The sequence below is a fragment of the Pseudomonas sp. 02C 26 genome (assembly GCF_002843585.1).
Taxonomy (GTDB): Bacteria; Pseudomonadota; Gammaproteobacteria; order Pseudomonadales; family Pseudomonadaceae; genus Aquipseudomonas; species Aquipseudomonas shirazensis.
In genome coordinates this window covers 789,566-805,251 of sequence record NZ_CP025262.1, presented here as the reverse complement: position 1 = coordinate 805,251, position 15,686 = coordinate 789,566, and the positions used below count along the sequence as shown (strand labels likewise).

The following is a 15,686-nucleotide window of genomic DNA, read 5'->3' as shown; positions in this document are numbered from 1 at the left end:
CCATGCGAGTACTGATCGTCGAAGACGAAGAAAAAACCGCCGACTACCTGCATCGGGGCCTGAGCGAGCAAGGCTTCACCGTTGACGTCGCCCGCGATGGCACCGACGGCCTGCACCTGGCCCTGCACAGCGACTATGACGTGATCGTGCTCGACGTCATGCTCCCCAGCCTGGATGGCTACGGCGTGCTGCGTGGCCTGCGCGCACGCAAGCAGACGCCGGTGATCATGCTGACTGCCCGCGAGCGTGTCGAAGACCGTATCCATGGCCTGCGCGAGGGCGCTGACGACTACCTCGGCAAACCGTTTTCGTTTCTCGAACTGGTCGCCCGCCTGCAGGCGCTGACCCGTCGCAGCAGCAATCATGAGCCGCTGCAGGTGCAGGTCGCTGACCTTTCCATCGACCTGATCAGCCGCAAGGCCAGCCGCGCCGGGCAGCGTCTGGAACTGACCGCCAAGGAGTTTTCGCTGCTCAGCGTGCTGGCCCGACGCCAGGGCGAAATCCTCTCCAAGACCGCCATTGCCGAACTGGTCTGGGACATCAACTTCGACAGCGACGCGAATGTCGTCGAGGTGGCGATCAAGCGCCTGCGGGCCAAACTCGACGGGCCGTTCGCCAACAAGCTGCTGCATACCATCAGAGGCATGGGTTATGTCCTGGAAAACCGTGCCGGTTAATTCCATCGCGCTGCGCCTGGCCGGCTTGTTCATGCTGGTGGCGCTGGCGGTATTCCTGCTGATCGGCGCTGCGCTGTATCGCCAGGTCGACCGCAGCCTCGACCTGCTGCCCGCGGCCGAACTGGACGCCCGCTACAGCGTGCTCGAGTCGACCTTGAAGCGCTTCGGCACCCACGAGCATTGGCTCAAGGTCAGCAACAAGCTCAATCTGCTCAGTGAAGAAGATCGGCGCATCCGCTTCTGGGCGGTCAGCAGCGACCCGCAGTTCGAATACGGCAAGCCCAGCGAACAGATCCGCGCCTTCGCCGAAGGCGCCGAGGGCATGCGCGACCTGCGCCTGAACGGCAGCCCCTACCCGTACAAGATGTTGGTCAGTGAGCTGCCGCCCTTGGCACAGCGGCCGGCGCTGCGCTTCATTATCGGCATCGACACCGAAACCTTCTGGCAGGCGCAGCACAGCTTGCTGGTGGCCATCGTCAGCCTGGCCGCGCTGGGCGTGCTGCTGGCCGCCCTGCTGGGCTACTGGGTGGCACGCATCGGCTTACGGCCGCTGTCAGCGCTGTCCAGCAAAGCCCAGGCGCTGGCCGTGCCGCGCCTGGACGGGCGGCTGCCGACCGAGCAACTGGCCCCTGAGCTGGCGCAGTTTGCCGGCGCCTTCAACGCCACCTTGGAGCGGGTCACCCTCGCCTATTCGCGACTCGAGGCGTTCAACGCCGATGTCGCCCACGAACTGCGCTCGCCGCTGACCAACCTGATCGGCCAGACCCAGGTGGCACTGACCCGCGGACGCAGCGCCGAGCACTACCTTGAAGTACTGCAATCGAACCTTGAAGAGCTGGAACGGCTGCGCAGCATCATCAACGACATGTTGTTCCTGGCCAGCGCCGATCAGGGCAGCAAGGCCACCGCGCTGACCCAGGCGTCGCTGGCCGCTGAAGTAGCCACCACCCTCGACTACCTGGATTACATCCTCGAAGACGCCCAGGTGCAGGTCAGGGTCAGCGGCGATGCCATCGCGCCGATCGAAACCGCGCAGTTGCGCCGAGCGCTGATCAACCTGTTGAACAACGCCGTGCAGCACACCCAGGCCCATCAGGTGATCACCGTGCGCATCGATGCGCAGCCTGAGCAGGTCAGCATTGCCGTAAGCAACCCCGGCCCGGCCATCGCCGACGAGCACCTGCAACTGTTGTTCGAGCGTTTCTACCGGGTCGATGCCGCGCGCAGCAACAACGGCGCTGGCAATCATGGCCTGGGCCTGGCGATCGTCAAGGCAATCGCGCTGATGCACGGCGGTGAAGTATTTGTGCGCAGCAACCACGGCAGCAACACCTTCGGCATACGCCTGCCGAGCGCTCAAGCCAGCGGGTTTGCCGCTGATAGCTGATGGTTTCGCCGGTTATCATTACTTTTTTCGCAACAGTGCATCTCCAAGCGGATGCTGTTTCTGCGGGCTGAACAGGACTAATTTGGCGCCTGTCCTCACTCACACTTGCAGCGCAAGAAGGTTGTTTCAAATGTCCAACAGTATGGGTATCGCGAGCCTGTTCGTTGCCTCTTCCCTGTTGTTGTCACCGCTGGCCATGGCGGAAGAATCGCCGGCCTTTGTCGCCCGTAACGCAGCCCTTGCCGCGGCCCATCAAGAAGCCCGCGAAGGCTATGCCGCGCAATCGGCTGAGGCCGGCAAAGATGCGCAGCAGACAGCTGCCAAGACTGACCAGGATGCTGCCAGCGACAGCTGATCGAGCTGCCTGCATCTGCCCCTCTTCCCAAGGCCTGCACGTGGGCGCCCTGCGCGCCGATATGTTAGCCTCTTCAAGCCGCTGCTGATCAGCGGCTTTTTTTATGTCCAAAATTTGCACCACGCAGATACCTTGACTCACTGCAGTCACTGCGTTTTTCGACAATAAAAATTGCCCCACCGTCAGACCAAAGGAGCTCTAACCGGTGTCTTCCGCTTTCCGTTTCACCCCACTGTTCATTGCATTCGCCGCAACGATGCCAAGCGTTGCCCACGCCGACGAAGCCGCTGAAGGTTTTGTCGCAGGCTCCTCGTTCAACCTGCATCTGCGCAACGCCTACTTCAACCGCAACAACCTCAATAGCGGCGTGCGCGACAACCGTGAATGGGGCCAGGGTTTCGTCGCCCGCTTCGAGTCCGGCTACACCCCGGGCACTATCGGCTTCGGCCTGGATGCGCACGCCATGCTCGGGCTCAAGCTCGATGGCGGTGGCGGCTATGCCGGCACCAGCATCCTGCCTGAACACACCAAGGCCAACGGCGAGCTGGGCGCTGCGCCGCACGCCTTCTCCACTGCCGGTGCCGCGCTCAAGCTCAAGGCGTTCGACACCGAGCTCAAGGCCGGTGACTTGTTCCTCAGCAACCCGGTCATCGCCGGCGGCGAAACGCGCATGCTGCCGCAGACCTTTCGCGGCGTCAGCCTGAGCAACAACAGCATCGACGGCCTGCTCCTCGAAGGCGGCCAGGTCAGCTTCACCAAGCCGTACAACCAGAGCGGCCACCGCCGCATCGACACTTACTACGGCGCCTTGCAGGACAACCGCGACAGTCAGCACCTGAGCTGGGCCGGCGCCTCCTGGAGCGGCAGCGAAGCGATCACCAGCAACCTCTATGCAGCCGAGCTGAAGGACATCTGGAACCAGTACTACTTCGACTTTGACTACACCTATGCAGTCAACGACCTGGTCAGCCTCAACCCGGGTTTGCACTTCTATCACACCCAGGACACCGGCCAGGCGCTGCTGGGCGACATCGACAACAACACGTTCAGCCTGCACTTCACGGTCAACGCCGGTCATCACAGCGTTACCGCCGCCTATCAGCGGGTCAACGGCAACACGCCGTTCGACTACATCAATCTGGGTGACAGCGTGTTCCTCGACAACTCGCGGATGTACTCGGACTTCAACGCACCGAACGAGCGCTCGTGGAAGCTGGCCTACGGTTATGATTTTGCCGGCCTAGGCGTCGATGGCCTGAGCACTGAGCTGTCGTACTCACGCGGTGAAGCAGACCTGACCAAGGCAGCGCAAAACAACGCCTACTACGACTACTACAATGCCGACGGCAAGCACGCCACCCATTGGGAACGTGACCTGGACATCAAGTACGTATTCCAGCAGGGCGATTTCAAAGACCTGTCGGTACTCCTGCGTTATGCCAGCCACCGCGCCAACCAGGCCTACGCTGCCGAGCAGGACAACGATGAAATCCGCCTGATCGTGGATTATCCGCTCAACCTGTTCTGATCGCGGCCTGCAAGCACGGGGCACTCTGCAATGCGGCTTTGCCGCTGCAGAGCGCCCCGTATCAGCCCCGCCAGCGCTGCACGCACTCGTCGGATGGCCAGATAACTTCTTGTCCGACAATCACCGCTTCCCTACACTACCGCCGCCCCGCCCTGGCCCTACCCTCAAGGACACGAGGGACTTACGCAGTTGCGAGCCTCATGTTGCCCAATCGATCACCGGGGAATGCCCCGCTCAAGTCGCACCCCGAACTGTTGCTCAATCTAGGCAGCTGCCTGGCTGTGCTCGCGATTTTGGCGATAGTGGTGTTCTTGCTCGCCCGCGAACGCGACAGCGTCGAGCAGTCGGCAATCCGCTCGTCGAGCAACATCGTCCAGCTGATCGAGAGCGATGTGCTACGCAACATCGAGCTTTACGACCAGTCCCTGCAAGGGCTGATCTGGGCAGTCGGGCGCAAGGAATTGACTGGCGTGCCGAGCGAGCTGCGCCAGCGGCTGCTGTTCAACGAAGCCTTCATCGACCGCCGGCGCGGTGACGTGCTGTGGATCGATGCGCAGGGGAACGTGATTGGCGACTCCACCAGCGCTGTCCCGCGCAAGGCCAACTTCGCCGACACAAAGGTATTCAAGGCCCACCAGGCCGACCCCAGCCTGGGCATGTTGATCGGCCCACCGTTCAAGGCCAGGCTTGGCGACCTGGACTGGTGCATCAGTTTCAGCCGGCGTATCAACGGGCTGAATGGTGAGTTCGCAGGTATTGCTGCCGGCGCACTGCGCCTGGGTTACGTCAGCGAGCTGTTCCAGCGCCTGGATATCGGTGTCGACAGCAGCATCAGCCTGTTCAACACCGACGGTCAGTTGCTGGCGCGCCATCCCAGTGCGGCACCCAGTACGCTGATCGGCAGCAACTTCAGCAGCCGGCCCAACTTCCAGCGCATCCTCAGCCAACGCAGTGGCAGCTTTACTGCCAAGTCCAGTGCGTCCGGGGTCGAGCGCCTGTACACCTTCGCCCAGGTTGCCGACCAGCCACTCGTTGTGGTGGTAGCGCACTCGAGCGATGAAGTATTCCAGTCATGGCGCCGTACCGCCGCTGTGGTGAGCATCGCCACGGGCGTGCTGTGCATCGCCATCCTGTGGCTGACGGTGCTGCTCGGACGCGAGCTGCGCCGTCGTCAGGAGCTCGAACTAGGCCTGGAAAAACTGGCGGCAACCGACAGCTTGACCGGCCTTGCCAACCGCCGGCGGCTGGATCAGGTGCTGCGTCTGGAATGGGCACGGGCACAGCGCAACCGCAGGCCGTTGGCGATCCTGATGGTCGATATCGATCATTTCAAGGCGTTCAATCAACGCCACGGGCATGCCGGTGGTGACCATGCATTGCGAGAGGTCGCGAAAACCATAGAAGGCTGTATTCGCAGGCCTTCAGACTTGGCAGCGCGCTATGGCGGCGAGGAATTTCAGATCGTGCTGCCGGAAACCGAACAGGCTGGCGCACTGCTGCTGGCGCAGCGGATCAAGCAGGGGGTGGAGGGCTTGGCGCCATTTGGCGCAGATACCCACTCGGTGACGGTGAGCATAGGCATCGGCCTGTACATCCCCGGTACCCAGCAAGACTTGGCCAGTCTGCTGAGCACCGCGGACGAGGCCCTCTACCGGGCCAAGGCCAAAGGCCGTAACCGGGTAGAGGGACCGCTCGATTAAGAGCGGGCGCGTGCTGCGTCGCGCAGGACCTTCACTTCATCGTGATTGCGCTGTACGCCTTGTAGCTGGGTTTCGACCAGGTTGTAGCTGCTATCGGTAGCAGTACGGCCGAGTTTGACCAGCTTCTCGCGGGCCTCTTTGTAAGCCTTGAGGGCGTGGTCTTCACCGCGCTCGACTTCATTGAGGATCGCTTCGTCGTCCTTGCCGGTCAGCAGCGACTTCAGATTGACCCAACCGCGGTGCAGATCACCACTGACGCTGGTAGAGGTTTCTGGATCGCCGCCCAGACGACGCACTTCGCTCTGCAGCTCGGCAGCCGAGGTAGCGCAGCCAGCAGCGCGCTTGACGAAGAACGCTTTCAACTCAGGATTCTTCACGTCCTCGGCAGAGGTCTTGAAGCCTTTCTCGCCATCCTTGCTGTATTCGATCAGGTCGTTGAGGACGTCGATTACATCTTTGTTTGGATTGCTCATTGCTCAAACTCCTTGGCAGTGGGAAGTGGTTATATACAGAGCAGGCTTCGTGCCAATTTATCGAGCAACAAAAAATACTTATAAATCATTAGCTTACGGATTAATGCTTAACCCTTGTAAACGGCGTTCTGCATGATCACCGCTTGGGCCCTCGTGCAGATTGCAGTATCGTCGGCGCTTTATCCGGAGGCGGCTGGCGATGAAACCTGAATACCTGCAACTGCTGGTGACCCGCAGCATGCCATTCGGCAAGTACCAGGGCCGGCTGTTGGCCGATCTGCCTGGCGATTACCTTGGCTGGTTTGCGCGCAAGGGCTTTCCGCCAGGTGAGCTAGGGGCGCTGCTGGCTTTGATGCATGAGATTGATCACAACGGGCTGGGTGAACTGCTGGTGCCATTGCGGCACAAGCACAAACGCTAGGCCCCTTCACCCGAAGGGGCCTGACGCTCAGGTCTCAGGCCTTGACCGGCGCTATCGCCAGCTCGACCTGCTCTTTACGCTTGAGCACGGCATAGATCAGCGCCGTGACCAGGCTGCCGGCGGCAATCGCCAGCAAGTACAACAGCGCATGGTTGATCGCATTGGGGATCAGCAACACGAACAGGCCGCCATGCGGCGCCATCAGCTTGCAGCCAAAGTACATCGACAGCGCCCCGGTCAGCGCGCCGCCGATAACACTCGCTGGAATCACCCGCAACGGGTCCTTGGCAGCAAACGGGATCGCCCCTTCGGAGATAAAGCACAGGCCTAATGCCAAGGCTGCCTTGCCTGCCTCGCGCTCACTCTGGGCGAACTTGCTGCGGGCGATCAGGCTGGCGATTCCCAGGCCGATCGGCGGCACCATGCCGGCAGCCATGGTCGCGGCCATCGGTGCAAAGCTCTGGTTCGACAGCAGGCCGACCGAGAACGCATAGGCCGCCTTGTTGATCGGCCCGCCAAGGTCCACACACATCATCCCGCCCAGCAGCAGCCCGAGCAGAATGGCATTGGTGGTGCCCATGTTGTCGAGGAACTGGGTCAGGCCCGCAAGCATCGAGGCGACCGGTTGGCCCACCACATAGATCATCACCAGGCCGGTGAACAGGCTGGCCAGCAGCGGGATGATCAGGATCGGCTTGAGTGCCTCGAGGCTGCTCGGCAAGCGCACCCAGCGACTGATCGCCTTGGCGCTGTAGCCGGCCAGAAAGCCGGCTACGATGCCGCCGATAAAGCCCGCGCCAAGAATGGTCGCCAGCATCCCGCCGATCATCCCCGGCGCAAGGCCAGGGCGGTCGGCAATCGACCAGGCGATGTAACCGGCCAGCAGCGGCACCATCAGTTTGAAGGCTGCCTCAGCGCCGATCTGCATTAACGCCGCCGGCAGGGTGCCGGGCACTTCGTGGGCATTGATGCCGAACACGAAGGACAAGGCGATCAGCAAACCGCCAGCTACCACCATGGGCAGCATGAACGACACACCGGTCAGCAGGTGCTTGTACACGCCGCTTTTTTCGCTGCTGGCCGTGGCCCCCGCGGCGGCATCGGCAGCGCTTTCCTGCTTGGCTTCGAGCAGGGCCTTGTCGAGGGTGGCCTTGGCTTGCTTGAGAGCAATGCCGGTGCCGCAACGGTATACCCGCTTGCCGGCAAAGCGCGCAGTGGGCACTTCGATGTCGGCCGCCAGCAGTACTACATCGGCCTCGGCAATGGCCTGCGCCGACAGCGGATTGCGCGCACCGACCGAACCCTGAGTTTCCACCGTGAGCTGGTAGCCCAGTTGCTGCGCCGCCTGCTGCAAGGCTTCGGCAGCCATGAAGGTGTGCGCCACGCCGGTTGGACAGGCCGTGACCGCGACGATCTTCGGCGGCCCCAGCGCGGCCGGTGCATCGACCACGGCGCTGGCGCTGTGGACCTGCGCCTGGGCAGCTGCCTCATCGAGAAAACTCTCGCGATCGGCCAACGCCTGAGCCGGTGTGCTCTGGTACAGGCGTTTGCCAACGAAGCGCGACAGATCGACCGCGCCGGTACTGATCACCAGCACCCAGTCGGCCTCGGCGATCTGCGTGGCGCTCAAATTGCGCTCGGGGTGCTCGGCATCCTGCACCTCGACGCTGGTGCTCCAGCCGCGACGCTGCGCTGCAGCCGCCAGCAGGCGCGCGCTGAGTACGCTGGAAACCTGGCCGTTGGGGCAGGCGGTGACAATGGCAATGTTCATCGGCAAGCCTCTTGTTGTTCTGTGATGTGTACGCCTGCTTGCAGTTGCTCCAGCTGCGCGCGGTCGCGGATACCAAAGCCGACCTGCGTCACCGCCTGGGCGGCGATGGCGGTGGCGCGGCGCAGCGTCTGTGCTGGCGCCTCGCCCTGCAACAGGCCATGGACCATGCCGGCCACCAGCGAGTCGCCGGCACCGACCGTGCTCGCCACGCGCACCTGCGGCGGTTGTGCGTGCAGCACGGCACCTGCGCGGTACCAGCTGACGCCGTGCTCGCCTTGCGACACCACTACATGCTCGATGCCGCTTGCCAGTAGTTGGCTGGCAGCCTGCTGCTGTTCGGCCCGGCCGGTGACGCTGTGGCCGAGTACCTCAGCAAGCTCGTCGGTGTTCGGCTTGACCAGCCAGGGCGCTGCCTGAAGGCCGGCGCGCAAGGCCTCGCCGCTGCTGTCCAGAGCAATCTTCAAGCCTTGCGCCTTGAGCTGCCCGAGCAGCTCGGCAAACCACTGCGGGTCGATGCCGCGCGGCAGACTGCCGGCGACCACCACCGCGTCATGGCCTGGCGCAATCTGCAGCAGCTTGCGCATCAGCGCGCTGCGTGAAGCGGCATCGACCTCCGGGCCCTGACCGTTGACATCGGTCACGCAGCCGTTGGCCTCGACCAGCTTGATGTTGCTGCGCGTCTCGCCGGCCACGCGGACAAAGCAGTCGGCAAAACCGCGCCACTGGATCAGCGCTTCAAACAGCTGCAGGTTGTCGCGGCCAAGAAACCCGCCGACGGTCACGCTGTGGCCAAGGTCGGCCAGCACCTGGGCGACATTCAGGCCCTTGCCGGCGGCGTGGCTGTGCTGCGCCTGGCTGCGGTTGACCTGGCCTGCGCGCAAGCTGTCGAGGCTGACGGTGATATCCAGCGCCGGGTTCAGGGTCAGGGTCAGGATCTTGGCCATCAGTAGTGCTCCACCAACGCGCGCACGGCGGCGGCGCTGTCTTGTTGCAGGGCCTCGAGCGCAAGCGCACGGGCCGTCTGGTAATCACGCTGGCGCACCAGCGCCTTGACTTCGGCGACGCTGCGCGAGGCCACGCTGAGCTCGTCGACCTCAAGCCCAAGCAATATGGCTACCGCTTGCGGGTCGGCGGCCAGCTCGCCACAGACCCCCACCCACTTGCCTTCGGCATGGGCGGCGCGCACGGTCATGTCGATCAGGCGCAGCACTGCCGGGTGCAGGCCATCGGCCTGGGCCGACAAGCTCGGGTGGCCGCGGTCGATGGCCAGGGTGTACTGGGTCAGGTCGTTGGTGCCGATGCTGAAGAAGTCCACCTCGCGCGCCAGCTGTGGCGCCAGCAAGGCCGCGGAAGGCACCTCGACCATGATCCCCAGTTGCAGGTCGGCGACCGGGATCTCCTCGCGCAATTGCTCGACCATGGCCTTGGCTTCGCGCCACTCGTGGATCTGCCCGACCATCGGGAACATGATCCGTAGGGGGCGGCCGTCGGCGGCCTGCAACAATGCGCGCAACTGGTCGCGCATGATCTGCGGGCGCTGCAAGGTCAGGCGCACACCGCGTACGCCAAGGAACGGGTTGTCTTCGCGTGCGATCGGCCAGTATGGCAGCGGTTTGTCGCCGCCGACATCCAGCGTGCGCACTACCAGCGGCCGCCCGTCGAGGCCATCGAGTACGCGCCGGTATTCGGCTTCCTGGGTTGCCACGTCGGGCGCCTGCGGGTGGGCCATGAAGATCAGCTCGGTGCGCAGCAGGCCAACCCCTTCGGCGCCCTGCTCGACCACTTTGTCGATGCCTTGGCTGCCGCCGATGTTGGCAAAAACTTCGATGGCATGGCCGTCGCGGGTGACGGCGGGTTGATGGCGGCTGGCCCAGGCTTGCTGCAGGCGCTGTTCACGCTGGTCGCGTTCGGTCAACGCGCGTTGCAGCTCATCGGCGGCCGGCGCCACGCTGACCCGGCCGCGCTGGCCGTCGAGCAGCAGCGGCGTGCCGGGGGCAAGCAACAGCATCGCCGCGCCTGCACCGACTACCGCCGGGATGCCCAACGCACGCGCAACGATGGCGCTATGGGCAGTAGCGCCACCTTGGGCGGTGACGATGCCGGCGACCCGCTGCGGATCGAGCCGGGCGACGTCGGACGGGCCGACTTCGGTCATCACCAGCACATACGGCTCTGTTGGCTCAGGGGTATCGATGACGCCGCACAGTTGCGCCAGCACGCGCCGACCAATGTCACGCAGATCGGCGGCGCGCTCGGCGAGCAGTGCGTCGTGCAGGGCTTCCTGCTGGCGCGCGGCGGCCTCGATAACGCTCATCCAGGCGGCGGCAGCGCTTTCGCCCTGGCCCAGGCGTTGCTCGACTTCGTCCATCAGGGCCGGGTCGGCGAGCATTTCCTGATGGGTGATGAAGATCTCGCCGATGGCTTTGTCGCTGCGCTGCACCAGTGCCTGCAATTCTGCATTGACGGTTTCCAGCGCAGCGCGCAATTGCGCTCGCTCCTGGCTTGGCGAGATACCGCGCAGCGGATAGTCGATGTCACGTTCGACGCAGATATGCGCCGGCCCGCAGGCAATCCCCGGGGCCGCAGGCACGCCTTGAATCAGGCTGCCAGGCACAGGTGCCGAGAGCGGTTCGGCAACCACTACGACCTCTTCGGTGCAAGCTTGGGGCAGTGCTTCAACGGTTTCACCAAGGCCGTCGGCGATGGCCGCCAGCAACACCGGCAGGGCATCGTTGGCAATATTCGGCTCGGCAATCAATTCCAGCGTCTGACCACGGCGGGCGCCGAGGCCGAGCAGCTTGCTCAGGCTCTTCACCGATACCGCCGGCTGGCTGTCGTCGAGCAGACGAATACGGATTTCACCCTCGAAGCCTTTGGCCAGTTGCGCCAGCACCTTGGCCGGGCGTGCATGCAGGCCGTGGGCATTGGCCAGCACAATCCGTGCACTGGGCCAGTCAGCCGGAACTTCACCGCCGAGCACTTCAAGCACGGTGCGGCTGCTGGTGGCCTGATAGAGCATCTGCCCACGGCCTTCGATCAGCACTTCGCACAGGCGCTCGAGCAACGCCTGATGGGCAGCACCCAGGCTGGCCAGGCAGAACAGACCATTGAGCGGCTGATCGCGATAACGCAGCGGCTGCTGCGGGGTGATGAACGCCAGCCCCGGCTGGCGTACCTGCCGCTCGCTGTGCAGCCACCACAGGCCTTCGCCCAGCGGCAGCGGCTCGGCCTGCTGCAGCATGGCGGCAAAGCCGCTTTCGACGCAGCCGGCGCGTTGCAGCAAACGAGCGCCGCGCCAGGCCAGCTCTTCGAAGTCGTCAGCCGGCAGGTTCAGGCTGACCAACTGCGCATCCAGCGCCAGCGCCTGCGGTGCGCCCTGCAATAGTTTGAGCAGCGCCTCGGCCGAACTGGCCCGGCGCAGTGCCTGGGCCAGGTCGGTCTCACCGAGGGCGCGGGTCAGCAGTTGCAGCAGGCGCAGGTGTTCGTCGGAGCGGGCGGCGATGGCAATCGCCAGGTAGACCATCTGCCCATCACCCCAGTCCACGCCCTCGGGGAACTGCATCAAGCGCACGCCGGTGGCAAACACCTGATCACGCGTCTGCGGCGTGCCGTGGGGAATGGCAATGCCCTGACCGAGGAAGGTCGAGCCTTGCTCCTCGCGGTCCTGCAAGCCTTGCAGGTAGCCCTCGGCAACCAGCCCATCGGCAACCAGGCAGTCAGCCAGCAGGCGTAGAGCCTGGCCTTTGTCGGCGGCAGACTGACCCATGGCTATCTGCTCTTTGGCGAGCTCGAGCATGACCTTCTCCTTTTGCAGTCCCGCAGCGGGTACTGAGGTATTGTTGTGAAATTCAGCAAAACAACCAGCTCAACAGCCGACGCAGGCGGCAGTGCCCGCTGATAATTGTCGGCTGAAACGTTTAATCTGACCAGGCGGCCACGTTACTCGATAATCTTGCGACGAAAAAGCCCCATCCCGTCGGACAATTGCGACAATGGTCGCCTGCGCGCAGGCTTGAGGCTGGGTCAAACTACCCAATCAGGTGCCACAGCCAGTCCCGGAAATAACAAGGAAAATTCGGTGAAACTCAGTGATATCGCCCGTCTGGCAGGTGTTTCAGTCACCACCGCCAGCTATGTCATCAACGGCAAGGCCGAACAGCAGCGTATCAGCAGCGCCACCGTCGAGCGTGTCCAGGCGGTTGTCGACGCCCATGGTTTCACGCCAAACCCCCAAGCGGCGGGTCTGCGCAGCCGGCACACGCGCACGTTGGGCTTCATTCTCCCGGATCTGGAGAACCCCAGCTATGCACGCATTGCCAAGCAACTCGAACAGGCGGCCCGCGCGCGTGGCTACCAACTGCTGATCGCCAGCAGCGACGACCAGCCGGACATCGAGCGGCAACTGCAGCAGCTGTTCCGGGCCCGGCGCTGCGATGCGCTGTTCGTCGCCAGTTGCTTGCCAGGTGAGGACGATAGCTACCGCGCCCTGCAAGACAAAGGCCTGCCGGTAATTGCCATCGACCGTGGCCTTGACCCTACGCACTTCTGCTCGGTCATCAGCGACGATCGCGATGCCAGCCAGCAACTCGCCCGCAGTCTGCTGGCAACCGCCCCGCGCAGCATTGCCCTGATCGGTGCACGCCCAGAACTGTCGGTCAGCCAGGCCCGGGCCGGCGGCTTCGATCAAGCCCTGCAGCAGTTCACCGGGGAGATCCGCCGCTATCAGGGCGAAGCGTTCAGCCGCGAGTGCGGCCAGCGCTTGATGGAGCAATTGATTGCCGAGCATGGCGGCTTGCCGGATGCGCTGGTGACCACCTCCTATGTACTGCTGCAAGGGGTGTTCGACGCCCTCCAGGCCCGCCCGGCCGAATCACGCCAGCTGCAGTTGGGCACCTTTGGTGACAACCAATTGCTCGACTTCCTGCCGCTGCCAGTCAATGCCATGGCCCAGCAGCACGGGCTCATCGCCGCCGCCGCGCTGGAGCTGGCCCTGGCGGCCATCGAACAGAAGCGCTACCAGCCGGGTGTGCACGCGGTACCGCGAACCTTCAAGCAACGTATTCAGCCGACCTGACCATGCGCCTGATCGATACCCACAGCCATCTGGACTTCCCAGAGTTCGACGCCGACCGCGAGCATGTTTTGGGTAATGCCGCAGCGAGCGGCGTGGAACGGGTGGTGGTACTGGGAGTGACGGCAGATAACCTGCAGCGGGTCTGGCAACTGGCTTGCAGCGACCCGCGTGTGTATGCCGCGCTCGGTCTGCATCCGGTGTTTCTGGCCCAGCATCGGCCTGAACATCTGCTGGAACTGCGCAACTGGTTCGAGCGCCTGCGCGGCGACCCGCGCCTATGTGCGGTGGGCGAGATCGGCCTGGACTACTACCTGCCGGAGCTCGACCCTGCCGAACAACAGGCTTTGTTTGAAGCGCAATTGCAGCTCGCCTGCGACTTCGACCTACCGGCGCTGCTGCACGTACGCCGCAGCCATGCCCAGGTGATCGCCACGCTCAAGCGTTATCGCTTGCAACGGGCTGGCATCATCCACGCCTTTGCCGGCAGCTTCGAAGAGGCCCGCGAATACATCAAGCTCGGCTTCAAGCTGGGCTTGGGCGGCGCGGCGACCTGGCCGCAAGCGCTACGCCTGCGCAAGACCGTGGCACGCTTACCGCTGGAAAGCGTGGTGCTGGAGACAGATGCGCCGGACATGGCGCCGGCAATGTACCCAGGCCTGCGTAACAGCCCCGAGCACTTACCGCAGATCGCTCAGGTGCTGGCCGAGTTGATGGGCGTCGCGCCGGAGCAGCTGGCGGCCGCGTCCAGCCGCACAGCCTGTGAGCTGTTTGGCTGGTAGCGCAGCGCTTACAGCAACACCGTCCACAGGGCGAACGCTGCATACCAGAGCACTGCCGAGCGCAACAGCAACTCCCACAAGCTGTCCAGACGGGCCAGGCCCAACTGGCTGTCTTCCTGTTCGGGGATGTCGTCAGCGGCACGCCCAACCCGGGTTACCAGCAGCGCAGCGCTGATACGCCAATTGAGCAACTCGTGCAGCATTACCCGCATCACCGCGACAAAGTTGCCGACCAGGGCAAAGCTCAGGGTCAGCACCCGCACTGGCAGCCAATCCATGACATGCCGCAGCTGCTCGGCCCTGGCTTTAAGCGCGGGCTGTCCGCTGTACTCGCTGCACAGCACCAGCAGCCGATAGGCCAATGCCGCGCCAGGCCCGAGCAGGAAGTACCAGAAGATCACCGCAAAAAAACTCTGGTAGGCGTGCCACAACAGATACCCCTGCACCTTCACCAGCAAACTCGGCGCATCATCGGCCTGCATGCCCAGGTCACGCTCAGCGACATGCAGCGCCGCCTGCTCATCCCCCCGGTGCCAGGCATCGCGCAATGGCCCCAACGCCGCCTTGGCATCACCGCGGCCTAGACTGTAGATCAACACCAGCAAGTGCACCGGCAATGCCAGCAGGCCGTACGCCACCGGCTCGAGCACATGCAGCAGCAAAACAAGCAGCGCGACCGGCGCCAGTACCAGAACCGCCAACTGCCACCAGGGCTGTTGTTTGCCACTGCGCTCAAGCCGGGCCAGCTCGCCTAGAAAAAAGCCGTCACGTTGCAACCGCTGACGCAGCGCCGAAAACTTCTCGACCCACAGCACCAGCACCAACACCAGAAAACTCATGGTTGTCCCTCATTGTTCAGCAAGTCGGCGCGATAACGCGGCCAGTCAAAGGCGGCGCCGGGGTCGGTCTTGCGCCCCGGGGCGATCTCGTCATGGCCGCGAATGCGCTGCACATCGATCGCCGGCCAGGCCGCACATATCTGTTGCGTAAGGCGCGCCAGGGTCGCGTACTGTGCATCGCTGTAAGGCATTTCTTCGGTGCCTTCCAGTTCGATGCCAATGGAAAAGTCATTGCAGCCTTCCCGCCCATCGAAGCGCGACACGCCAGCATGCCAGGCACGGTCAAGCAACGAGACGAACTGGGTAACGCCACCGTCACGCTCGACGAACAGGTGAGCAGAGACGGTCAGATGGCAGATGTCTTGAAAATAAGGATGCTCGGTCGGGTCGAGCTGGTTCTGGAAGAACTGCTGCACCTTGCCGGTGCCGAAGCACGCCGGAGGCAGGCTGATGTTGTGGATCACCAGCAACGAGATAGCCTCGCCCGCAGGGCGTTCGTTGAAGTTTGGCGAAGGGCAGTGAGTGACGCCGGCAAACCAGCCGGTCGCGGGGTCCAGTTGCATCGGGCAGATCCTGAATATCATCAACCAGGGGCGTTCAGTATGCCCTAGTGGTCCGGCAGGGTGATTCGGTTATCTAGCCAATTTGTTTCGTCTTGCGCATCCGAGGGGGCTTTAATCCG

The 15,686-nt window shown here is 63.6% G+C and carries 14 protein-coding genes; 8 read left to right on the top strand and 6 right to left on the bottom strand.

The window, feature by feature from the left end:
- The first annotated feature begins 2 nt into the window (after positions 1–2).
- The 5 genes from CXQ80_RS03735 (at position 3) to CXQ80_RS03715 (ending at position 5,647) form a co-directional block, all read left to right on the top strand.
- Positions 3–677, top strand: a complete 675-nt coding sequence (locus tag CXQ80_RS03735) for a heavy metal response regulator transcription factor (RefSeq protein WP_101316612.1) — start codon at positions 3–5, stop codon at positions 675–677.
- A complete protein-coding gene (locus CXQ80_RS03730) occupies positions 652–2,064 on the top strand; it encodes a heavy metal sensor histidine kinase (protein ID WP_101316610.1) in 1,413 nt (470 codons plus the stop codon). Before CXQ80_RS03735 ends, CXQ80_RS03730 begins: the two co-directional genes overlap by 26 nt.
- Positions 2,065–2,194: 130 nt before the next feature.
- Positions 2,195–2,419: a hypothetical protein gene (locus CXQ80_RS03725; protein WP_101316608.1), complete on the top strand. Its 225-nt coding sequence runs from the start codon at positions 2,195–2,197 to the stop codon at positions 2,417–2,419.
- Positions 2,420–2,624: 205 nt separating this feature from the next.
- Positions 2,625–3,947: an OprD family porin gene (locus CXQ80_RS03720; RefSeq protein ID WP_101316606.1), complete on the top strand. Its 1,323-nt coding sequence runs from the start codon at positions 2,625–2,627 to the stop codon at positions 3,945–3,947.
- Positions 3,948–4,150: 203 nt separating this feature from the next.
- Positions 4,151–5,647: a sensor domain-containing diguanylate cyclase gene (locus tag CXQ80_RS03715; RefSeq protein WP_101322943.1), complete on the top strand. Its 1,497-nt coding sequence runs from the start codon at positions 4,151–4,153 to the stop codon at positions 5,645–5,647.
- Here CXQ80_RS03715 and CXQ80_RS03710 read toward each other — a convergent pair.
- The gene (locus CXQ80_RS03710; protein WP_101316604.1) at positions 5,644–6,120 is read right to left on the bottom strand and encodes a PA2169 family four-helix-bundle protein; all 477 of its coding nucleotides are present in this window, start codon (positions 6,118–6,120) and stop codon (positions 5,644–5,646) included. The two genes, CXQ80_RS03715 and CXQ80_RS03710, sit on opposite strands and share 4 nt — an antisense overlap.
- A 199-nt stretch (positions 6,121–6,319) precedes the next feature.
- Here CXQ80_RS03710 and CXQ80_RS03705 point away from each other — a divergent pair, with 199 nt between their 5' ends.
- Positions 6,320–6,541, top strand: coding sequence for a DUF3820 family protein (locus CXQ80_RS03705; protein ID WP_101316602.1), 222 nt, complete (start codon positions 6,320–6,322; stop codon positions 6,539–6,541).
- Positions 6,542–6,575: 34 nt separating this feature from the next.
- Here the strand turns inward: CXQ80_RS03705 and CXQ80_RS03700 are convergent, their stop codons facing one another.
- Genes CXQ80_RS03700 through ptsP form a run of 3 tightly spaced genes read right to left on the bottom strand, consistent with a single transcriptional unit; the run spans position 6,576 to position 12,108 of the window.
- A complete protein-coding gene (locus CXQ80_RS03700) occupies positions 6,576–8,312 on the bottom strand; it encodes a PTS fructose-like transporter subunit IIB (RefSeq protein ID WP_101316600.1) in 1,737 nt (578 codons plus the stop codon).
- On the bottom strand, positions 8,309–9,256 hold the full coding sequence (gene pfkB, locus CXQ80_RS03695) for a 1-phosphofructokinase (RefSeq protein ID WP_101316598.1): 948 nt from the start codon (positions 9,254–9,256) through the stop codon (positions 8,309–8,311). Before pfkB ends, CXQ80_RS03700 begins: the two co-directional genes overlap by 4 nt.
- Complete coding sequence (ptsP, locus tag CXQ80_RS03690; protein WP_101316596.1) at positions 9,256–12,108, bottom strand: phosphoenolpyruvate--protein phosphotransferase; 2,853 nt, start codon at positions 12,106–12,108, stop codon at positions 9,256–9,258. Before ptsP ends, pfkB begins: the two co-directional genes overlap by 1 nt.
- Before the next feature lie 282 nt (positions 12,109–12,390).
- On the opposite strand from ptsP, the gene cra reads away from it, so the two are divergent.
- Positions 12,391–13,386 (top strand): catabolite repressor/activator, encoded by a 996-nt coding sequence (cra, locus tag CXQ80_RS03685; RefSeq protein WP_101316594.1) that lies wholly within the window; start codon positions 12,391–12,393, stop codon positions 13,384–13,386.
- 2 nt (positions 13,387–13,388) lie between these two features.
- Positions 13,389–14,165: a TatD family hydrolase gene (locus CXQ80_RS03680; RefSeq protein WP_101316591.1), complete on the top strand. Its 777-nt coding sequence runs from the start codon at positions 13,389–13,391 to the stop codon at positions 14,163–14,165.
- 8 nt (positions 14,166–14,173) lie between these two features.
- Here CXQ80_RS03680 and ampE read toward each other — a convergent pair whose 3' ends face one another.
- Positions 14,174–15,004, bottom strand: coding sequence for a regulatory signaling modulator protein AmpE (gene ampE / locus CXQ80_RS03675; protein ID WP_101316589.1), 831 nt, complete (start codon positions 15,002–15,004; stop codon positions 14,174–14,176).
- Positions 15,001–15,567, bottom strand: coding sequence for a 1,6-anhydro-N-acetylmuramyl-L-alanine amidase AmpD (gene ampD, locus CXQ80_RS03670; RefSeq protein ID WP_101316587.1), 567 nt, complete (start codon positions 15,565–15,567; stop codon positions 15,001–15,003). The genes ampE and ampD overlap by 4 nt, the downstream gene beginning before the upstream one ends.
- Between the last annotated feature and the right edge of the window lie 119 nt (positions 15,568–15,686).

What these genes read in the sequence shown, in the direction of transcription:
- CXQ80_RS03735 (WP_101316612.1), top strand. Translation starts at nt 3, where the DNA reads ATGCGAGTACTGATCGTCGAAGACGAAGAAAAAACCGCCGACTACCTG.
- CXQ80_RS03730 (WP_101316610.1), top strand. Translation starts at nt 652, where the DNA reads ATGTCCTGGAAAACCGTGCCGGTTAATTCCATCGCGCTGCGCCTGGCC.
- CXQ80_RS03725 (WP_101316608.1), top strand. Translation starts at nt 2,195, where the DNA reads ATGTCCAACAGTATGGGTATCGCGAGCCTGTTCGTTGCCTCTTCCCTG.
- CXQ80_RS03710 (WP_101316604.1), bottom strand. Translation starts at nt 6,120, where the DNA reads ATGAGCAATCCAAACAAAGATGTAATCGACGTCCTCAACGACCTGATC.
- CXQ80_RS03705 (WP_101316602.1), top strand. Translation starts at nt 6,320, where the DNA reads ATGAAACCTGAATACCTGCAACTGCTGGTGACCCGCAGCATGCCATTC.
- CXQ80_RS03700 (WP_101316600.1), bottom strand. Translation starts at nt 8,312, where the DNA reads ATGAACATTGCCATTGTCACCGCCTGCCCCAACGGCCAGGTTTCCAGC.
- pfkB (WP_101316598.1), bottom strand. Translation starts at nt 9,256, where the DNA reads ATGGCCAAGATCCTGACCCTGACCCTGAACCCGGCGCTGGATATCACC.
- ptsP (WP_101316596.1), bottom strand. Translation starts at nt 12,108, where the DNA reads ATGCTCGAGCTCGCCAAAGAGCAGATAGCCATGGGTCAGTCTGCCGCC.
- CXQ80_RS03680 (WP_101316591.1), top strand. Translation starts at nt 13,389, where the DNA reads ATGCGCCTGATCGATACCCACAGCCATCTGGACTTCCCAGAGTTCGAC.
- ampE (WP_101316589.1), bottom strand. Translation starts at nt 15,004, where the DNA reads ATGAGTTTTCTGGTGTTGGTGCTGGTGCTGTGGGTCGAGAAGTTTTCG.
- ampD (WP_101316587.1), bottom strand. Translation starts at nt 15,567, where the DNA reads ATGCAACTGGACCCCGCGACCGGCTGGTTTGCCGGCGTCACTCACTGC.